This is a genomic window from Owariibacterium komagatae (assembly GCF_045865535.1).
Classification (GTDB): Bacteria; Bacillota; Clostridia; order Oscillospirales; family Ruminococcaceae; genus Ruthenibacterium; species Ruthenibacterium komagatae.
Window position 1 is genome coordinate 2,976,126 of the sequence record NZ_AP031406.1, and the last position, 17,636, is coordinate 2,993,761.

The 17,636-nt window shown below is 46.8% G+C and carries 22 protein-coding genes and 1 pseudogene; 4 read left to right on the top strand and 19 right to left on the bottom strand.

What is annotated here, in order from left to right:
• Positions 1 to 25 precede the first annotated feature (25 nt).
• Entirely contained in the window at positions 26 to 1,258 is a 1,233-nt protein-coding gene (locus tag ACKTS9_RS14945; RefSeq protein WP_407881739.1) for an aminopeptidase, read from the top strand.
• A gap of 122 nt (positions 1,259 to 1,380) precedes the next feature.
• Positions 1,381 to 2,577: pseudogene (locus ACKTS9_RS14950) on the top strand (IS256 family transposase); the annotation flags it as partial.
• A 285-nt stretch (positions 2,578 to 2,862) separates the two neighbouring features.
• On the opposite strand, the gene ACKTS9_RS14955 reads toward ACKTS9_RS14950, so the two are convergent.
• The 9 genes from ACKTS9_RS14955 to ACKTS9_RS14995 all read right to left on the bottom strand — a co-directional run bounded on the left by ACKTS9_RS14955 (position 2,863) and on the right by ACKTS9_RS14995 (position 10,329).
• Positions 2,863 to 4,074, bottom strand: coding sequence for a tyrosine-type recombinase/integrase (locus ACKTS9_RS14955; RefSeq protein ID WP_407881740.1), 1,212 nt, complete (start codon positions 4,072 to 4,074; stop codon positions 2,863 to 2,865).
• A gap of 145 nt (positions 4,075 to 4,219) precedes the next feature.
• Positions 4,220 to 5,431, bottom strand: coding sequence for a tyrosine-type recombinase/integrase (locus ACKTS9_RS14960; protein ID WP_002576319.1), 1,212 nt, complete (start codon positions 5,429 to 5,431; stop codon positions 4,220 to 4,222).
• 84 nt (positions 5,432 to 5,515) lie between these two features.
• Entirely contained in the window at positions 5,516 to 5,746 is a 231-nt protein-coding gene (locus ACKTS9_RS14965) for a hypothetical protein (RefSeq protein WP_002576320.1), read from the bottom strand.
• Between the two features lie 476 nt (positions 5,747 to 6,222).
• Positions 6,223 to 6,693 (bottom strand): RNA polymerase subunit sigma-73, encoded by a 471-nt coding sequence (locus tag ACKTS9_RS14970; protein ID WP_002576321.1) that lies wholly within the window; start codon positions 6,691 to 6,693, stop codon positions 6,223 to 6,225.
• Positions 6,694 to 6,860: 167 nt separating this feature from the next.
• Entirely contained in the window at positions 6,861 to 7,688 is an 828-nt protein-coding gene (bcrD, locus tag ACKTS9_RS14975; RefSeq protein ID WP_002576322.1) for a bacitracin resistance undecaprenyl-diphosphatase BcrD, read from the bottom strand.
• Positions 7,688 to 8,437, bottom strand: coding sequence for an ABC transporter permease (locus ACKTS9_RS14980; protein WP_002576323.1), 750 nt, complete (start codon positions 8,435 to 8,437; stop codon positions 7,688 to 7,690). Before ACKTS9_RS14980 ends, bcrD begins: the two co-directional genes overlap by 1 nt.
• On the bottom strand, positions 8,430 to 9,347 hold the full coding sequence (gene bcrA, locus ACKTS9_RS14985; RefSeq protein ID WP_002576324.1) for a bacitracin ABC transporter ATP-binding protein BcrA: 918 nt from the start codon (positions 9,345 to 9,347) through the stop codon (positions 8,430 to 8,432). Before bcrA ends, ACKTS9_RS14980 begins: the two co-directional genes overlap by 8 nt.
• A 180-nt stretch (positions 9,348 to 9,527) precedes the next feature.
• Positions 9,528 to 10,142 (bottom strand): bacitracin resistance transcriptional activator BcrR, encoded by a 615-nt coding sequence (gene bcrR / locus ACKTS9_RS14990; protein ID WP_087336860.1) that lies wholly within the window; start codon positions 10,140 to 10,142, stop codon positions 9,528 to 9,530.
• Positions 10,132 to 10,329 carry a helix-turn-helix domain-containing protein gene (locus ACKTS9_RS14995; protein WP_009246557.1) on the bottom strand — a complete coding sequence of 66 codons (198 nt, stop codon included), beginning with the start codon at positions 10,327 to 10,329 and terminating at the stop codon, positions 10,132 to 10,134. The genes bcrR and ACKTS9_RS14995 overlap by 11 nt, the downstream gene beginning before the upstream one ends.
• Before the next feature lie 165 nt (positions 10,330 to 10,494).
• Here ACKTS9_RS14995 and ACKTS9_RS15000 point away from each other — a divergent pair, with 165 nt between their 5' ends.
• Positions 10,495 to 10,848, top strand: coding sequence for a helix-turn-helix domain-containing protein (locus ACKTS9_RS15000; RefSeq protein ID WP_002576326.1), 354 nt, complete (start codon positions 10,495 to 10,497; stop codon positions 10,846 to 10,848).
• 80 nt (positions 10,849 to 10,928) lie between these two features.
• On the opposite strand, the gene ACKTS9_RS15005 is transcribed toward ACKTS9_RS15000, so the two are convergent.
• The 6 genes from ACKTS9_RS15005 to ACKTS9_RS15030 form a co-directional block, all read right to left on the bottom strand.
• The gene (locus ACKTS9_RS15005; RefSeq protein ID WP_002576327.1) at positions 10,929 to 11,225 is read right to left on the bottom strand and encodes a hypothetical protein; all 297 of its coding nucleotides are present in this window, start codon (positions 11,223 to 11,225) and stop codon (positions 10,929 to 10,931) included.
• Positions 11,226 to 11,509: 284 nt separating this feature from the next.
• Positions 11,510 to 12,925 carry a relaxase/mobilization nuclease domain-containing protein gene (locus ACKTS9_RS15010; protein WP_002578499.1) on the bottom strand — a complete coding sequence of 472 codons (1,416 nt, stop codon included), beginning with the start codon at positions 12,923 to 12,925 and terminating at the stop codon, positions 11,510 to 11,512.
• A gap of 55 nt (positions 12,926 to 12,980) precedes the next feature.
• A complete protein-coding gene (locus ACKTS9_RS15015; protein WP_002578498.1) occupies positions 12,981 to 13,313 on the bottom strand; it encodes a hypothetical protein in 333 nt (110 codons plus the stop codon).
• On the bottom strand, positions 13,310 to 14,164 hold the full coding sequence (locus tag ACKTS9_RS15020) for a nucleotidyl transferase AbiEii/AbiGii toxin family protein (RefSeq protein ID WP_002578497.1): 855 nt from the start codon (positions 14,162 to 14,164) through the stop codon (positions 13,310 to 13,312). Before ACKTS9_RS15020 ends, ACKTS9_RS15015 begins: the two co-directional genes overlap by 4 nt.
• Entirely contained in the window at positions 14,161 to 14,754 is a 594-nt protein-coding gene (locus ACKTS9_RS15025) for a type IV toxin-antitoxin system AbiEi family antitoxin domain-containing protein (RefSeq protein ID WP_138304825.1), read from the bottom strand. Before ACKTS9_RS15025 ends, ACKTS9_RS15020 begins: the two co-directional genes overlap by 4 nt.
• Positions 14,755 to 14,890: 136 nt before the next feature.
• The gene (locus ACKTS9_RS15030; protein ID WP_002578495.1) at positions 14,891 to 15,328 is read right to left on the bottom strand and encodes a hypothetical protein; all 438 of its coding nucleotides are present in this window, start codon (positions 15,326 to 15,328) and stop codon (positions 14,891 to 14,893) included.
• 120 nt (positions 15,329 to 15,448) lie between these two features.
• Here ACKTS9_RS15030 and ACKTS9_RS15035 point away from each other — a divergent pair, with 120 nt between their 5' ends.
• On the top strand, positions 15,449 to 15,688 hold the full coding sequence (locus tag ACKTS9_RS15035; RefSeq protein ID WP_002578494.1) for a helix-turn-helix domain-containing protein: 240 nt from the start codon (positions 15,449 to 15,451) through the stop codon (positions 15,686 to 15,688).
• 33 nt (positions 15,689 to 15,721) lie between these two features.
• On the opposite strand, the gene ACKTS9_RS15040 is transcribed toward ACKTS9_RS15035, so the two are convergent.
• From ACKTS9_RS15040 to ACKTS9_RS15055, 4 genes are all read right to left on the bottom strand, one after another.
• Positions 15,722 to 16,033: a CD1845 family protein gene (locus ACKTS9_RS15040; RefSeq protein ID WP_002578493.1), complete on the bottom strand. Its 312-nt coding sequence runs from the start codon at positions 16,031 to 16,033 to the stop codon at positions 15,722 to 15,724.
• Positions 16,030 to 16,335: a hypothetical protein gene (locus ACKTS9_RS15045; RefSeq protein WP_002578492.1), complete on the bottom strand. Its 306-nt coding sequence runs from the start codon at positions 16,333 to 16,335 to the stop codon at positions 16,030 to 16,032. The genes ACKTS9_RS15040 and ACKTS9_RS15045 overlap by 4 nt, the downstream gene beginning before the upstream one ends.
• Positions 16,336 to 16,487: 152 nt before the next feature.
• Positions 16,488 to 16,832 carry a plasmid mobilization protein gene (locus tag ACKTS9_RS15050; protein ID WP_002578491.1) on the bottom strand — a complete coding sequence of 115 codons (345 nt, stop codon included), beginning with the start codon at positions 16,830 to 16,832 and terminating at the stop codon, positions 16,488 to 16,490.
• Complete coding sequence (locus tag ACKTS9_RS15055) at positions 16,829 to 17,635, bottom strand: DUF3848 domain-containing protein (RefSeq protein ID WP_002578490.1); 807 nt, start codon at positions 17,633 to 17,635, stop codon at positions 16,829 to 16,831. Before ACKTS9_RS15055 ends, ACKTS9_RS15050 begins: the two co-directional genes overlap by 4 nt.
• Position 17,636: the final 1 nt, after the last annotated feature.

Genomic DNA, 17,636 nt, shown 5'->3' on the forward strand with positions numbered 1-17,636 from the left:
GAGAATATGGAAAGGATGTAACAAGATGAATCAGAATTTGCTGCGGCAATATGCCGCGTTTGCAGTCCGTGTGGGAGTAAATCCTCAAAAAGGGCAGACCATGATCATCAGTGCTCCCATTGAAGGAGCGGAATTTGTACGTATGTGCGCGCAGGAAGCCTATGATGCGGGTGCCCGGGAAGTAGTCGTCAAGTATGACGATGAAAAGCTGAACCGTATTCGAATGGAACGCACGGACGTAGATGTTTTGACGGATGTGAAGCCGCATGTCCTGCGCAGCTATCTGGACTATGCGGAAAGCGAGGGCGGCGCCTGCATTTTGAATGTGATCGCTGCGGACCCCGAAATTTACAAGGGGCTGGACCCGGAGAAGATCAATCGTGTCAATGCGGCGCGCCGTGCGGCTCTGAAAGGTTGGCGTGACAAGACGCTGAAGGATGAGGTTCAATGGAGCATTGTGGCTATTCCCAGTGCCGCGTGGGCAGCCAAAATTTTCCCGGGTCAGCCGGACGCAGAGGAAAAGCTCTGGCAGGCGATTTTTGATGTGTGCCGGGTGGAGGAAGGCGGGGACGTAGTAGCCGCCTGGAAGAAGCATGTGGCTGACACTTCCGCCCGCCGGGACCGGCTGAATGAACTGCATTTGAAAAGCGTCCATCTTCAGAGCGCCCGCGGGACCGACCTGACCGTCGGCCTGGCGGATGGGCATATCTGGGAAGGCGCGCAGAGCAAAACGCCCGAGGGCTATACGTTCATTGCCAATATTCCCACGGAAGAGGTCTTTACCGCGCCGCATCGGGAGCGGGTCGACGGATTGGTATACGGGACCAAGCCCTATGTGTACAACGGGAATCTGATCGAGAACTTCTGGGTGCGCTTTCAGGATGGCCTTGTGGTGGAACACCATGCGGAAAAGGGTGAAGAACTGTTGACCAAACTGCTGGATACCGATGCCGGAGCGCGTCGAATTGGAGAAATTGCGCTGGTTCCTGCATCCAGTCCGATCAATCGCAGCGGGCTTTTGTTCTACAACACGCTGTTCGATGAGAACGCCGCCTGCCACATTGCCTTTGGTCAGGGGTACCCCGGAACGGTCAAAGGCGGAAACAGCATGACCAGAGAACAGCTGCGGGACTGCGGCGTCAATGAGAGCCTGGTCCATGAAGATGTGATGGTAGGATCGGATGATATGACCATCACCGGCCTTACCGAGAACGGAGAGACGGTCGTCATTTTTGAAAACGGCGAGTGGGCATTCTAAGAGAAAAAGACGCGGAGATAAGGTACAATAAGTTTCGCAAATTGAAAAGAGGATAAAAGAAGACATGGTTTGCAGAACTCTGGTAGAATGAAGTTGCGACACACCATTCTGAAAGGAGAGAGCAAACCATGTCCGAGAAGATTGTACAACTAAACGAGGCCGTAATCAAGAACGAACTCAAGGAACTTGTGCGTGGGAGCGTAGAGGAAACTCTCAACGAGCTGCTGGAGACTGAGGCTCAAAAGCTGACCCAGGCGGCCCGGTACGAGCGTAATGAGCAGCGCCAGGGATACCGCAGCGGCCACTACAGCCGCAATCTTACCACCACTTCCGGGGATGTTACCCTCAAGGTACCCAAGCTCAAAGGGATCTCCTTCGAGACCGCCATCATTGAGCGGTATCGCCGCCGGGAGAGCAGCGTGGAGGAAGCCCTCATTGAGATGTACCTGGCAGGCGTGTCCGTCCGGCGCGTAGAGGATATTACCGAGGCTCTGTGGGGAAGCAAGGTGTCTCCGGCCACCATCAGCGAGCTGAATAAGAAAGCGTATGTCCACATTGAGGACTGGCGGAACCGCCCTCTGCAAGGTGGGCGCTATCCGTATGTCTATGTGGATGGGATCTACCTGCGCCGAAATTGGGGCGGAGAGTTTGAAAATGTGGCCATTCTGGTGGCGATTGCGGTAAAGGAGGACGGATACCGTGAGGTTCTTGGTGCCGCCGAGGGCATGAAAGAGGACAAGGCCAGCTGGGTCAGCTTCTTCCAGTGGCTCCGCAGCCGTGGCCTGGACGGAGTGAAACTCATTGTTGGCGACAAGTGTCTTGGTATGCTGGAGGCTGTGGGAGAAGTATTCCCCGAAGCCAAGTACCAGCGCTGCACCGTCCACTTTTACCGCAATGTGTTCTCTGTCACGCCTCGCTCCAAGGTGAAGCTGGTGGCAAAGATGCTCAAGGCAATCCACGCCCAGGAAAGCAAGAGGGCTGCCCGTGAGAAAGCCAAAGCCGTGGTAGAAGAACTACGTTCCATGAAGCTGAAAGAAGCAGCCAAGAAGGTGGAGGATGGCATTGAGGAAACGCTGACTTACTGCGATTTTCCCAGCGAACACTGGACTCGCATCCGTACCAATAACGTCATTGAACGGCTGAACCGGGAGATCCGCCGCCGCACTCGCGTGGTGGGGAGTTTCCCGGACGGCAACTCCGCCCTCATGCTGGTCTGTGCCCGGCTGCGCCATGTAGCCGGTACCCAGTGGGGTAACAAGAAATACATGAACATGAAGCACCTGGAGGCTGCCGTTGAGGATGCCTCCATTGCTGGCTGACTTCTCTCATGCCAGGGCCTGCAAACCATTTTGCGAAAAATACTTGACACTACCGACGCGGAGGAGAGAATTCTCTTCCGCGTCTTTTTGTACAAAAAAGGCACCCGAAACGGGTGCCTTGAATGCATGGAAAATACAATCAGCGCTTGCTGAACTGAGGAGCGCGACGGGCGGCTTTGAGGCCGTATTTCAATCGTCTGAGCGATGATTTTCCTTGATATTCCGGGCTTTTTTGAGCCTCGGCCCCTCGGTTGTCCTATTCCTTAACCAAAAAACAGGCCACTTTTACGAGGGGACAGCTTGATGAAATGCAGAATTTACTACATCGAATAGCTGTTCTGGTTTATTATACTTTACTCTTGCATAGATGTCCATAGTTGTCTTGCTGTTCTCATGTCCGGCAAGGTACTGGACCGTCTTGGGGTCAACACCTGCATACAGAAGATTGGTGATGTAGGTATGCCGCAGCAGGTGCGGTGTCACATCGAAGTCCAGGCTATACACAATGTTGGGATTGTTTTTCTGATGTCCTCCCAGACTCGGCTGAACAGTGTACTTGATGCTCTGTCCGTTCACATACTTATAATAGGTACGCTCCTTGGTAGACCGAACAACGATGTACTGCCAGACACGTTTGAACTGCGAATATGACAAGGGCTGTCCCTCACTATCGGCAATCACATATTCCGATTTGGAGGCAGCCTTGGCTTCCCGCAGACAATTCACAAGGCATTTGGGAATGGGAATATCCCTTCTTGCTGCTTTCGTCTTAAGCGTTGTAGAGATAACCGGTCTGTTATACTCTGATCGCCATGCGCGCCGCACAGAGATATATGGAGTGGGTGCATCGAGGAACACACAATCCCATTGCAAGGCGAGAGCTTCTTCTCGGCGCAGACCGGCATATAAGCCGATCATGGTAAACAGATACGGCGGAAGTCCTTTGACGGTTTCCAGCAGCACTTCCACCTGCTGGTCTGTCAGCGAATCTTTCTTTTGGGTCGGTTTCCCTCCTTTTGCCGAAATCCCCTCACACGGATTGTATTCCAGCAACTGGCTCCGCTCTGCCGAGTAAAAAATGCACTTGAGGAGCATATTCACCGTATTGTGCAGGCTCTCGGACTTATTGGACAATGGGATCAGCGCCAGACGAATATCATCCGCTGTTACTTCCTCCATATACATATCTCCCAAAGGCTTGATAATGTAGTTCTTCATATTGGAGGCGTAGCCCTTCAGTGTAGCCGGCGACACTTTTGCGGATTGCATCAACAGCCACTTCTCACAATACTCGGCCACAGTAGGATGCTCCCGGTGGAAGATGATCTCCGCTACCTGGCGTCTCGCCTCCTGCTCTTTATCGTACAGTTCCTCGCAGGTAGTCCCATACAAGCTCACCTGCTTGCCGTCTGCGTCCAGAATCCGGGTTCTGTAATACAGGACACCCTTTCGTGTGACGGTTCCATATTGAGGTATGTTTTTTTTCTTCTTTGCCATAATTAATTTCCTTTCTCGCGTGGTGATGTATCTACACCTCCTTTTTATCAGAGATTTCAAATTGAATCAAAGATACGGCCAAGGAAAAACTAAGAGCGAGACATCCTTGTCTCGCTCTTACTTCATTTTCTGAATTGTTCGGAACTTACACAGCGTCCCATAAGTCAAAGGCACAGCCCATTGCTTTGACAAGATCATCCGGCCTGTTGTATTTGACCTTTGCGTAAATGTCCATCGTGATTTTGCTGCTTTCATGGCCCGCCAAATATTGTACCGTTTTGGGGTCCACCGAAGAATGAATCAGATTGGTGATGTAGGTGTGCCGCAGCTGATGCGGTGTCACTTCAAAATCCAGGCTATATACCACATGGCCGTTATTCCTGGCTTTTTCTCCAAGTTTCGGGTAAAGCATATATTTTACATACTTTCCGTCCACAAGTTTTCTGGCCATTCTCGGCTTTGCAGTCCGCGTCACAATATACTGCCACAGCCGCTTAAACTGTGTATAGGATAGCGGATCACCGTCCCGATTGGCAATCACATAATCCGAAGTGGATTTTTTCTTTGCATCTTTCAGACATTCAACCAGACAGACCGGGAGAGGAATGTTTCTTTGTGCCGCTTTGGTCTTTAGCTCGGTAAGAATGACCGGCCTGTTATGTTCTGTGTGCCATGCCCGCCGTACCGTTAAGTACGGAGCCTCTGCATCCAGATACACAGAATCCCATTGCAGCGCCAGGATTTCTTCCCGGCGCAGACCGGCATATAAACCGATCATCACAAATACATAGGGCGGCAAATCCCGGATCGTGTCCAAAAGCCGCTCAACCTGTTCATCCGTCAATGCCTGTCTTTCTTCCTGGGGAACTCCTCCCTTTGCATCCAGGTATATGGTCGGGTCCTCGTCAATCACATGGCTCTCCTTGGCCGCCCGGAAAATGGACTTGCAGAGAATCACCACAGACTTATAAACCGAAGCCGACTTCTTGGAAACAGGTACGAGGGCAAGTTGGATGTCATCCAGGGATACATCAGCCATTCTCTTGTCTCCCAGCCCTCCAATAATGTGCCGCCGCACCTTAGAGGTATAATCTGTCAAGGTGGTGGCCCGAACATGGACGGACTGCATCAGCAGCCACTTCTCACAGTACTCAGCAACCGTAGGCGATCTTCGACGAAACGTAGTACTGTCAATCTGCTCTAACGCCTCCAGTTCCTTGTCATAAAGCTTTTCGGGCGTCTTTGCATAAAGCGCCACTCTGTTTCCATCCGAATCTTCGACTCTGGTTCTATAATATTCAATGCCGTTAAGCACGACCGTACCATATTGAGGAATTGCCCTTTTTCTTTTTGCCAATTCCGTCACCTCCTAAGAATAATGTCCAGCGCTGTACCTTTGTTTTATCAGACATATTAGGTTCCAGCAAGGATACGGAACAGCTCAAGCTCGGACACTTCGCAGCTTGCGGTATGTAGCGCTTTTTTCCACTGGCTTTGCACGATGGGTGCATTTTGCGATATACTCCTGAAGGCCAGCATCTGTAAAGTACACGCAACCATTTTGCACATACTGAACATAGGAAATTAGCCCACTGTTTCGAGCTGCATCCAAAGTGGCAATGCTAATCCCCAGTAATTTGGCAGCCTCTTTCCGCGAAATCAATTTTTCCATAGGTGGTCCCCCTTTCTGTCAAAGATGTGGTTGTTGCTTTCAAAATCACATGAATGCGCTGGCAACCGAAGCTGCCAGCGCATGGTATCTGACTTTGAAAAATTTACTCGCCACATTTGCCACGCACCCCTGGCGATGGGGACATTCCGGTCTCCGCTGGCGCGGCTGTCATAACTCCACAGCGTCGTTTTACTCGTGCGCCGCAGAGTTCCCCCCAAGTCTTTAGGAGGCCGTGAGGAAGTATCTTTAACCCCTATGCAGTCATCGCGCCCTGAAATGCCACTTTCGGGTATCAGGCTGACGTGGATCGCTCGGAACAGTCCTATTCATCACCTCCTGGGGCTGTCCATCTTCGCGGCGTGCCTGATTCGCTCGTACATAGGTTATGTACCGGAAATGCCGTCTATGAAATTGTCAAGCTCCACATTGGGAGAATGTTCTTCCCTCAATGGGTAGGCACTGATACGCTTCATTTGTTAAGTGTTATTCAAAAATTTTTTTATTTTTTTAAATCTTTGTGCAACAGCACTTCTGGAACAATGCCAAAGACGTGCTACATCAATTTGACGATAACCATCCACAAAAAGTAATGTCAATAGCTCCAAATCTTTCTTCGACAGCTTCTTCAATCTCAACAGTAGTTGTTCGTTTTCCACCGAAGCCAACCATCCATATCGCGTTTGATCAATCTTATCAACATCCCATTGATAAGATAACGATGCAAACTTTCGGAACAGCTGTGATTGACCACATACTTCATCATATTGTTCACAAGGTATTGGTTGCGTATGGTTTTGAAAAACCCTTTGACTGCAAAACCATGCCCAGTCATATTCTTTCATGGCAGCAATCTGTTCTTCGCTCATCCCTGCATCACAATACTCAACTTCTAAACGCTTCCATCTACTATCAAACTTCTTTTTCTCATATCCATAATTAAATCCCATTATTAACCTCCTGTAGATTCAATTTGCAAAATTCACCATGCAAACTAAAATCAGGAGGAGATCGACAACGAGAATCTCTGGGTTGTTTTCCATCCCCAGAAACAAAAATGCCAGCTGATCTTAAGGACCAACTGGCATTTTTATTCGCGCACAAAGAAAACGCATTATTAAGATTTTATAAGTACAACAAGTATACCAAGCACAATTCGATACCAACCAAACACCTTAAAATCATGTTTTTTGATAAAGTTCATTAGGAATTTAATTACTAAGACAGATACCGCAAATGCCACAGCCATACCGAGAACAAGAGCGAGCAGTTCTGCACTTGTAAATTCAAACCCGAATTTTAACAGCTTAAAAGCACTTGCTCCAAGCATAGTAGGTACTGCGAGGAAAAAAGTAAACTCTGCTGCTGCCACTCGTGAAACTCCTATGAGTAAAGCACCTATAATCGTTGCTCCCGACCGTGATGTGCCGGGTATAAGTGATAACACTTGAAATGCCCCTATCAAGATTGCTGTTTTATAGCTGATGTCAGAAAGTGCCATAGTAGTAGGAGTACGCTTTTTATTCCAATTTTCTATGAGAATGAATAACAAACCATAAAAGATTAACATGATTGAAATCACAATGGGGGTTTGGAGGTAAGCATCCAAATAATCATCAAATAGAATCCCCATAATAGCTGACGGTACACAAGCTACCGCAACCTTGAACCACAACGAGAAAGTATCCTTTTTAACAATTGACTGTGCTTTGTTCTTAAATTGAAAGGGAAACATCTTGTTCCAAAACATTACAACCACTGCGAGTATAGCTCCAAGTTGAATAACAACAAAAAACATTTCTTTAAATGCTTCGCTCATATTAAGTGTGATAAATTCGTCCACAAGAATCATATGTCCTGTGCTGCTGATAGGTAGCCACTCAGTAATACCCTCAACAATTCCAAGAAAAATAACTTTTAAAATTTCTATAAAATCAAGTACCATTATTTCAAATCCTCCTTTTTAAAATGATGAAAGGTCATAAGAAAACCAACTGCTGATACAAGAATAATAATAGATACAGACAGCAGTGTAGGATAGCCGGTACTCTGAAGTTTACCCTGCACCAAGAAATAGGTGGCTGTCCACGGATACAACGCTCCCCATTCTTGATTTGAAAGTGCGGCACTTCCCATGACAATCACGGCAGAGCCAATCATCGGGGCGACAAATCCTTTTGTTTTCATAGCAACAAACACAAAAGGAGAAACTGTTAAAAACATCAGGATACTGCCAAACAAAAACTTGGGGAGCCATACTATTGCCACTAGTAAGCTATATCCCTCCAATGTAAAGACAGCGTCATATAGCCCACAAACGATAAATATACCTGCCCATGTTACAAGGGTTAGCATAACAATCCAAAGAAGCAGGGTGCAAAATTTTCCAATTAATAGTTTTGTCCTTGAAATGGGTATGGGCAATATGGTTTTGAGGGTGCTTTCTGTGTACTCTCTGCTAAACAAGTAAGCTGCAATTGCCACATATATCATAATGTTTACCAGCAGCATGATATACAGTACACTGTCGCTGTATATGTCAGACAAGGTAAAGATAATCTCCGGCTTATCAAAATGTGTTTGCAAGGCTTCTATTAACATCAAAAGTGGGGTAGATAATACCCCTGCCACACTAATTAGCACCATTTTTGAACGCTTTAGTTTTAATAATTCACAAGAAATAAGATTAAGCAATACCGCCACCTCCAATCAGTTTAGAAAAGTAGTCCTCTAAGTTTTCCTCACTATCATTTATCCTTGTCACGAGCAGTCCATTTCGTGCAAATTCTCGATTGATTTCTCCAACACTTTGGCTAAAGTCATAAATTCTCACCGTACCGTCCTGCACTGTAAAATCCGTCATGTGGTAGTGGTTTTCTAAAATCTTTCCGGCTATCTCACTGTCAGATAAATCAAATTGAATGTATTTTCGATTCCTTTTGTGAAGCTCGGATATATTCACTTCCTCTACTAAATGCCCCTCGTGCATAACGCCGATAATATCTGCTATCTGTTCAATCTCGCTTAAAACATGGCTTGAGATAAAAATGGTAATGCCATGATTGTGACTAAGTTCAGATAAAAATGAGCGTATTTCAACTATTCCAATGGGGTCAAGTCCGTTAATCGGTTCGTCAAGTATTAAAAGCTCCGGCTCGTGCATAATGGCGGCGGCAATACCAAGCCGTTGCTTCATTCCGAGGGAATAATCGGAAAAGACTTTTCTTTTCTCCTTATGCAGCCCCACAACTTCAAGAGCTTTTTCTACTCCACTTTTAGATACTCCCCCTCGCAGTTTAGCGAGAATTTGCAAATTCTCATACCCTGTTAAATTACTGTAAAATCCCGGTGTTTCGATAATAGAGCCTACTTTGCTATAAAGGGTATGGATATTTTCCTTATAGTTTGTGCCAAACAAGCGTACCGTTCCCTCCGTTGGGAAAGCAAGCTGCAACATCATTTTCATTGCTGTGGTTTTGCCTGCTCCGTTTCTGCCGAGCAAACCATAAATTTTGCCCTTTGGCACATGAAGATTTACCTTATCGACAACGGTGGCTGTTCCGTATCGCTTCGTAAGATTTTCTGTTTCAATGATATAATCCATATTTGATTCTCCTTTCCGTGGGTTGCTGTTCTTGTTTTCGCTGACCACAATCTTATTATCCACGAGTATTGCATAGAAGCCAAGAAATCTACCGTCACAATGCCGACACAATAGATGTCAGCACGAAAAAAGCTCCGACACTTATCGTGTCAGAGCCTATTTTAAAGGGTTTATGGCATTTTACTTTGTTTGGGTTTGCTTTATCCAGACAAATATTTTAGCAACAAATAGCAGAAACATAAGGGCGGTTACATAGGGTTGTCTTGCCGCAGCGAAGAAGCAGATAAAAAGCGTACTCAGCACGAGAGAGCATTTTGTGATTATGTTGCTCCATGATTCCTTTTCAAAACAAACACACATCAGTTTCGCTATCCCAAGTGCAATCAAAACAATAAAAACAATCCAATAGATTGCAAGATATATTGGGGTAGTGTCTGTAAATGAAAGTAGATTGACAGAATAAATATATCCGTCAACAAGGTTACTATACAACGGCAAAAGTATAAAAGTAACCGCCATCATATCTAATATTCCATAAATGAAACTGTAAATTTTTTTCAAGTTGGAACGATTTTCAGTTTCGGCAAGTGTAATCAGTTCTTCGCCCGATAGCAGTTCATCTATGGTCACAGAAAAGAATTTAGAAATACACTTGAGCGACTCAATGTTAGGGTAACCCTTGCCGCTTTCCCATTTTGAAATGGCTGTTCTTGATACATATAATTGCTCCGCAAGTTGTTCCTGCGTTAAGTTCTTTCCAGTCCTAAGCTGTTGTAGCTTTTCATTAAATTCCATGATTCTCCTCCTGTTTGTTCCTTGTTTTCATACGTCCATCAACGGGTTTTTCTGCATCTTTTGGTATCATCCATGCACGACCAAATTTTTCAGTTCCGTCAATGCGATTTTCCTCACATAATTTTTGTATCCGTCTTTCCGATATGCCCCATTTTTCAGAAGCGGCTTTCACAGAAATGTAATTCATAATATCAACTTCCTTTCGCAAAGAGTATATAATTATTATATACGGAATGACGAATAATAGCAAGTTTCTCTCCACTAATACGAAATTATACACTACTAAACATAAAATCATACTTCGTTCAAATATCATCACCCGAAATGTACAATGATATAGGATGATATTAAAATGTACCAAGATGAAAGAAAACTTGATTTTAAGCCGTTAGGTATAGCGATAAAAAAAGCTCGGGAAGCAAAAGGGTGGACACAGGAATATCTTGCCCAACTGGTAGACCTTACGCCACGCTCTATTATGTATATAGAGAACAGGGGGCAGCACCCAAGGCTTAACAAATTTTATCTCATTACTACCTTGCTTGACATCTCTGTAGACCAGTTCTTTTTTCCATGCAATGAAGATGGCGACAACAATCGCCGCAAACAAGTTGATGTACTGTTGAATGATATGGAAGAAAAGGAGCTTATCGTGATGGAAGCTACGGCTCAAGGCTTGAAAAAGGCAAGAGAAACTGCGGAATAATTAACGCTGTTTTCGTAAGCCAAGCCAACTGAAAAAAGTGCGACACCTACACAGGCTATCGCACTTTTTAGGTTATTTTTTTATTCTCCACACAAATCATAAAGCTGTTCACATCGGTTTTGAATATCTAAGATTTCTGTTTCGGTTAAACTCCTGCGGTTATGAGTAAGTTGTTGCTCTAAAAAATCACGATAGCCATCAAGTAAGGCATCCCGTAAAAGCTCGGGGGCTTTGCAATGTTCCACACCAAACCATTGCTCATCTTTTTCATCCCAAATCATAACGGTGTATCCTCGCTTAGTGTTCACCACCTCCAAAACACTATCTTTATTTAGGTAATCGTTGAATACTTCTAAAACCTTTTCAAAGGTCATCATTTTATCAGCCCTTTCATATTTTAGGTGCTTATATGTAAGTAGTTTATATACTTATTACGACTATGATAATAAAAGTAAATCATCGTGTAAAGGATACGGATATTGTTTGCGAACAAAAGTGGCAAGCAATGCCGGTGTTAATACACTCGGCCCACAGAGGGAAAAATCCTGACGTGATTTCCCCCTCTGCTTTGCTTGTTGAGGGCAGCGCCCCCAAGCCCCTTTGAACGCAGAATTTCATTCTGCGGCTACGCGTCCGATGGACGCTTATGACCATGACCGGCTTACCGCTGGCCGTGGTCTTTTTCTTGTTCTTTTTTCTGTTCCTCATCCATTTTCAGCAGCCGATCCACATTGGCCTTTGCCGTCAAAAGTTCCCGCATTTCCTCACGGGAACGCCGGTACTCGGCGTAGGTTTTCTTCTTTTCCTCCAGCAGTTTGGCATACTCAGATTGCAGGTCTTTGACCTTGGGCAGCTTCTTCACTCCCATCTCATCAAAGGCATTTTTTGCCGCCTGATGGAGCAGAATTTCTTGCTCATGTTCCTCCCGAAATTTTCGGGAATAACCGGCCTTGCGATAGGCAACATAGGTCTCGCGGGTCTTGGCATAATTAACGATATGGGTACGCAGGACGGCGATCTCTGCCATGCGTTTCTCCGTCGCCTTAATCTGCGCTGACAGCTCATTGTGATGGGCGGTAGCCGCCACCGCTTTTTCTTCCAGCTCTGTATAGTCCAGTAGGTGATGTTCGGTAAGAAAATTCACGGTCTGCGCCATCTGTTTTAAGTTAAAAACCTTGGCCCAGCGTGCATATCCAGCACCTTTCCCGGCCTGCAATTTTGCCTGAATATCCACCAGCAAATTGACCTTGGGTGGCTCCGGCTGCACGGTGGATTTCTTGCGGGGCGTGTGCTGCTTTTCTCCAGCCAGCACCGCACGGATTTCTGTTTCGCTGTACCCGGCTCCCAGCTTGTCATCCATACGGGCTACATTCTTCCAGCCGGGAGCTTTAAGGCGGATTGCTTTCCCGCGCCGAGATACCTCGCAGCCCATCTCGGAAAGCAGTTGCAGAAGTGTGTCAAAGTCTGCTGGCTTTTGCTCCAGCGCCCGGTCAATCATCACCCGTAGCTGTTCCCGATGGGAGGGCTTGGCTTGTTCGCCCAGCCACTTGTTGTAGCTTTTTCCGTGGGGCTTGGGGTTCTCCACAATGGATAGTCCGTTCTCGATACAAATGGTGTCACTTAAACGTCGAACAGCTCTGGTGCTTCCCCAAAAGTTACGGAACTTCCGGTCACAATCCATATTGACCGCCGACCAGATGATGTGATTATGAATATGCGATTTGTCGATGTGGGTGCAGACCACAAAGGAATGATTGCCTTTGGTGAACCGCCTGGCAAATTCTATGCCCAGCCGGTTGGCTTCCTCCGGTGTGATCTCTCCGGGCCTGAACGACTGGCGCACATGGTAGGCGATCACATCATCTGTACCGCGCACTCGTCCGGTGGCGGCAATATACTGCCGCTTTGCCAACAGAAACTCTGCATCAGCAGTGCGGCTGTCACATCCATAGCTGGTAATCAATTTTCCGTTGTCGGTCTTTTGGGGATTTGCCACATAGTCAATAATATCGCTGATGGCACGGCTCTCAGTCCGACCCTTGCCGATATGCAGCGGCATGATGCGTGTGGTTGCCATAAGGGAGACCTCCTTTCCAAAAAAGAAACGGCCTGCATGGTGCAGACCGCTTTTGTTATTCTATTAAATCGTCCTCATCGAGAAAATCAAAATTGTCCTCGATGTCCTCTAACCGCTTCGGAGGAAACCTCATCTCGTATTGTTCTTTTGCCAGCGCACGAACTTCCCGGCGCTTATCTTTCATTCGGTTCTTCAGCCAGGAAATCTGCTCCTTTGATAATCTCCATGGGAGATTCAGCAAGCGGTTTATTGTCATTTGCTCCGCTTGCTTCTCCGGCGGCAAAGAAGCACAGGATTTACAGACGTGCGCCGCATGACCTTTGCCGGAAAATTTTTCATTAGCCTTATATTCTCCGCAGACTTTACAATAATGGCCGTGCTTCTTCATAGGCTCGATTCCTTTTCACTGAGAGCGTATAAACTGCGCACCGCCCCCATGATGATGTTCCACTCCAGATCTGCCGCATAGGAAAATTTTTTGCGGTACGATTCCCAAAGTTTCTGCATAACCGAGCTGTTCTCCACTTCCTCAAAAACTTCGGCAGCTTCTGCAAGATGTCGTTCTGTCCCGCGTTTGTGAGCAGTGGCCCGCAGCGCATCATGGAGAATCTGAGGGTCCAATGTATTCCCATGCAGCTGTTCCAGAATATAAATGTCATAGAAATCTCTCATGCGGGTGTTGGTGGTAGTTCTGGTAATGATCGTTTCCAGCTTTTCGGCCAGAACCGTTTCCAGATTGTACGCCCAAATATCAATGGAGCGATCTTCCAGCATCAGCTTGAAAGAGTAGCGGATCTCCCTGGGGGTAATGGCATCCCCTGTGGAAATGTCAATCTTCAAAGGCGTCACCACACCGTCAAAGGTTGTAGTCATATTTACGCGAATCCCCGGATATTCCGCCTCATCCATAATCTCCGAAATACTTTTCAGCTGGAATTTGACGCCATCATCAAGCGGGACACTCACAATAGCGGAAATCAAATTCTCTATGTCCTCCACATTGACATTGGCTCCTTTTACAGTAGCGTCCAAATCCATCGTGGAACGGGCATCCAGACCAACCATAGCCGCTACCAGCATACCGCCTTTCAGAATAAATTTGTCACGATATTCAGAAAGGGAGATACGCTCCAGAAAACGCTCCATCATGTAGTTCCGCATCAAGAGCTGGGCGTCCGCAGATTTTTTTCTGGAAAGATTGCGGATCAGATCCTTCAACTGCCTTGCTGTTTTTATCATAAAAGCACCTCCAAATACTGCCGCAGAATTTTTTCTATCCGGAACATACCGGCATACCGCATCAATGTCCGCAGGTCTTTGTCTTTTCTTCTGGCATACATCTTTAATGCCCCTTGAAAAGTCTGCATCTCCATGTTGTTCCTGCTGCGGAGCAGGTCGCAGATGGTGCGCTCCAGGTCATAGACAGGAACTGTATGCCCAAATGGTGTCTGAGCCGTTGTCAGGCCCACCCCATGCAGTTCCGCCTTAATGGTGAATACCTGTACGCCCTCTGCTTTCAGCTTGGAGGGATTATATCCGGTCTTGACTGTGACCGTATATTCCAGCGGCTCGCGGTCTGTCAGATCGTGAAAAAATAAAGCTGTCTCATGGGAAAACACTGCCTGTTCGACCCGCAGATGAAGTAAGTACATGGCATCGACCCAGGCATCCTTGGAAAGATAAATTCCATGCGCGACCCGCTCCAATTCCCGTGAGTGCACATAATCATAAAAAACAGGCTTAGAAATACCAGCAGATACTACTTGAGCTGTTCGCAGCATCCCATCCTGTGTTTCCAGCAGCTGATCCAGCTGTTCAAATTGTCCCACCGTACCACTTCCTTTCACACTAATATTATAAGCAATATTAGTTCAAAAGTAAAGTGATGAAAATTCGGCATAATTTTACCGACAGCTTAACGTTCAACAGTTTTGGAAATATGAAGTGGCAGCAAAATAGACAACCTCAGCTGCCCATTTCATCACGATATGAAATAATCTGCTTCTTTTTCTGTTTGGCACACCGTAACGTTGTGGCTGCTCCGCCCCAATCATGGAGAACATAGGCCACCACTACATCGGCGGACTCTACCATCCAGCGATTTCTATGAGAAATCGAAAAACGGCGCGGTACGTTTTCCAGCGGTGGATACACGGTACTGTCATAGCCAGAAACATCCCGGCCAGTGTTCAAATATGCCAATACAAGAACCAGCTCGATTTGCGGATACTTTTTCTTTTGTTCCCGTAAAATAGACGCTGCTAAACTGTCGAACTCTCCATATCCTCCAAGATAAAAAGTTGTTGCTCCTTGCTCAATTAGGTCTTGTGTTACATTGCGAAGCCAATTCGCAATATTGTCTGCCTTTGTGATTTGCGAATGGCCACAAAAAGTTACGTTCATACGATGGCACCCCTATTACCATCATACTGCAAATAGCTCTATTAGTACAGGTACAGGGACTAATTTTAGCAAAACTGCCCATATACTAAATATAGTACAGTCACAGGGGCGGTGTATAGAATGAAGCTAAACGAGGCGGTAAGCAAACGTCTGTTAGAATTACTAGATGAAAGAAAAATGACACAATATCAACTGTATATGAAAAGCGGTGTTCCCAAGTCTACGATTGGAAATGTCATCAACTGCTCGTATGATTCGGTTAAGCTACGGATCATTCATGAGATGTGCCAAGGAATGGGGATTGGGATAGATACCTTTTTTGCATCGCCGCTTTTTCAAGAAGATAACCTAGAACCATAAAACCTCCGACGAAATTCGTCGGAGGTTTTCATATTATCCATAAACCAAATCTTGAATGATAAACTTCAAGTCCTGTACCTTGCCCAGTAGCCAGATTGCAGCCATTGGCAAACCATAGGGACTAATGAGAAATGCTATCACCAGCAGGATAATGCCGTTTTGCAAGGAGTAAGTAATCAGAACTGCCACACCCAGCAGGGCAACCACCATGCTGATAAGCCCCAGCACCAAACCGGAGACATAGACAATCCCCACACAAATCCAGACGAACAGGGTCAGCGACAGAATCACCGGAGCCATTAAAATCTTCAACGGCAGTTTCAGAATGAACCAGATCGCCCTCATTTTTCTTCCTCCTTCCATCGTTCCCGAAAGCTCTGACAGAGAATTTCTGCCTGTCTTTCATCTTCTTCCGTCACTTCTCGGCATCCTTTGGTTAGCCGCAGTTCCTCATAGCTGCGATAATCAGATAACAGCACCTCGAATAGTTCGTCCGGTGTCCGGCTGAGAAGTCCATCCACACAGTAGCGGGAATCTCCATTCCATGTGACGCGGAGATAACCTTCTCGACAAGGGAGGACTTCTTCCTCTAGATCACAGTCCAAATACTCACGAAAAATCTCCAACACCTTCTCAAAGGTTTTCATCTATTCTCAACTCCTTTGCGGCAATCTGTTTTCTACCCATATTATCCTTCCAACATTTCAAAAAGACAAGGATATGGGCAAAAGAAAAAACGGAGGAAGGCGCGGCGAAAAGAACGCCGTTCCTCCCTCCGCAGTTGGGGCATATATCCCTGTTACGAAAGCCTGGAAAGCTGGGTTAGGATTTCTTTCACGCCCTCCCATAACTGCTCCTGCCGTTGGGCTATATCCTCCAGGTCAGCATCATAAATCCGCCCCGTTTCATGTACCCGTCGGGTGAGCTGGTTCAGGTTATTGCTGCTTCGGCGCAACAGGGATACCAGTTCCTTCAGCTCCGGCAAGTCCAGCTGTACCACATAGCCGTCCACAGCCATCTTCCGCAGATAGGCGCTCAGGTTTTTTGTTCCGAACTGTGCCATTTTCTGCTGGATCGCTTCCATCTCCGCATCGGAAACCCAAAACAGGACCGGCACATCCCGTTTACGCTTTTTGGCGCTCATCGTTCCGGCTCCTGTTTCTTCGATAAAGCAGGCTTGTGGGTGGTAGGCTCCTGTTTGAGCTTTTGCAAGACAGAGCCTTTCTCCGGTTCCTGAAGCGTTTTTCGTGCCTGCCGTGTAAACAGATCGGTCAGACCAAGATTGACCTCATCCACAACCAGATAAGCACAGTGGCGCGAAGTGCCGCTGTCCTCCGGCATGGGAATGGTCTTTGCCCAGGCTTTGTTGTCACGGGAAACGCGACCGTCGCTGTCCTTATGCTGGATGGTGTTGGCAAGGATGAACTGTACTCGTTCCGACCCGAACTTTTCCAGCACCGCCTTAACCGCAGACTCCGTATCCAGTCGGTTATCCGCATAGTGGGCGCTGATGGCGTGTTCAATGGCCTCTTTACAGTCAAAGTTTGCCTGATAAGAGCGGTTATATTGTGCCATCTCCCCATGCTGGGACGCATAGGCGGCAGAATGGAGATAGAGAGGGATGGACCGCTGTTCTTCCAAAACCTTACACACATCATCCGCTCGGTTTTCAATGCTGTCCCGGATCACATCCATGTAGCCGGTCTCCAGCTTCTCAAAGTGACGGTACACATCGGCCAGCGGTGTAGGCGAATCCAAAAGCGCCTGGGCCTGGGCATCGGTCAGCTCCAAGTCCTCCATCGCCATCACAATGTCCTCCCGGACGGTGTACTCATAGGTATGGTGCAGGATTTCCTCCGGGGGCTGGCTTTTCAGCCAGTCCCGGTATTTGTCCTGTTCAGCGGCCATCTTCTCATAAAGGGCCGTATTCAGATCGTTGGTATTCATG

What these genes read in the sequence shown, in the direction of transcription:
- ACKTS9_RS14945 (WP_407881739.1), top strand. Translation starts at nt 26, where the DNA reads ATGAATCAGAATTTGCTGCGGCAATATGCCGCGTTTGCAGTCCGTGTG.
- ACKTS9_RS14955 (WP_407881740.1), bottom strand. Translation starts at nt 4,074, where the DNA reads ATGGCAAAGAAGAAAAAAAACATACCTCAATATGGAACCGTCACACGA.
- ACKTS9_RS14965 (WP_002576320.1), bottom strand. Translation starts at nt 5,746, where the DNA reads ATGGAAAAATTGATTTCGCGGAAAGAGGCTGCCAAATTACTGGGGATT.
- ACKTS9_RS14970 (WP_002576321.1), bottom strand. Translation starts at nt 6,693, where the DNA reads ATGGGATTTAATTATGGATATGAGAAAAAGAAGTTTGATAGTAGATGG.
- bcrD (WP_002576322.1), bottom strand. Translation starts at nt 7,688, where the DNA reads ATGGTACTTGATTTTATAGAAATTTTAAAAGTTATTTTTCTTGGAATT.
- bcrA (WP_002576324.1), bottom strand. Translation starts at nt 9,347, where the DNA reads ATGGATTATATCATTGAAACAGAAAATCTTACGAAGCGATACGGAACA.
- bcrR (WP_087336860.1), bottom strand. Translation starts at nt 10,142, where the DNA reads ATGGAATTTAATGAAAAGCTACAACAGCTTAGGACTGGAAAGAACTTA.
- ACKTS9_RS14995 (WP_009246557.1), bottom strand. Translation starts at nt 10,329, where the DNA reads ATGAATTACATTTCTGTGAAAGCCGCTTCTGAAAAATGGGGCATATCG.
- ACKTS9_RS15000 (WP_002576326.1), top strand. Translation starts at nt 10,495, where the DNA reads ATGTACCAAGATGAAAGAAAACTTGATTTTAAGCCGTTAGGTATAGCG.
- ACKTS9_RS15005 (WP_002576327.1), bottom strand. Translation starts at nt 11,225, where the DNA reads ATGATGACCTTTGAAAAGGTTTTAGAAGTATTCAACGATTACCTAAAT.
- ACKTS9_RS15010 (WP_002578499.1), bottom strand. Translation starts at nt 12,925, where the DNA reads ATGGCAACCACACGCATCATGCCGCTGCATATCGGCAAGGGTCGGACT.
- ACKTS9_RS15015 (WP_002578498.1), bottom strand. Translation starts at nt 13,313, where the DNA reads ATGAAGAAGCACGGCCATTATTGTAAAGTCTGCGGAGAATATAAGGCT.
- ACKTS9_RS15020 (WP_002578497.1), bottom strand. Translation starts at nt 14,164, where the DNA reads ATGATAAAAACAGCAAGGCAGTTGAAGGATCTGATCCGCAATCTTTCC.
- ACKTS9_RS15030 (WP_002578495.1), bottom strand. Translation starts at nt 15,328, where the DNA reads ATGAACGTAACTTTTTGTGGCCATTCGCAAATCACAAAGGCAGACAAT.
- ACKTS9_RS15035 (WP_002578494.1), top strand. Translation starts at nt 15,449, where the DNA reads ATGAAGCTAAACGAGGCGGTAAGCAAACGTCTGTTAGAATTACTAGAT.
- ACKTS9_RS15040 (WP_002578493.1), bottom strand. Translation starts at nt 16,033, where the DNA reads ATGAGGGCGATCTGGTTCATTCTGAAACTGCCGTTGAAGATTTTAATG.
- ACKTS9_RS15045 (WP_002578492.1), bottom strand. Translation starts at nt 16,335, where the DNA reads ATGAAAACCTTTGAGAAGGTGTTGGAGATTTTTCGTGAGTATTTGGAC.
- ACKTS9_RS15050 (WP_002578491.1), bottom strand. Translation starts at nt 16,832, where the DNA reads ATGAGCGCCAAAAAGCGTAAACGGGATGTGCCGGTCCTGTTTTGGGTT.
- ACKTS9_RS15055 (WP_002578490.1), bottom strand. Translation starts at nt 17,635, where the DNA reads ATGAATACCAACGATCTGAATACGGCCCTTTATGAGAAGATGGCCGCT.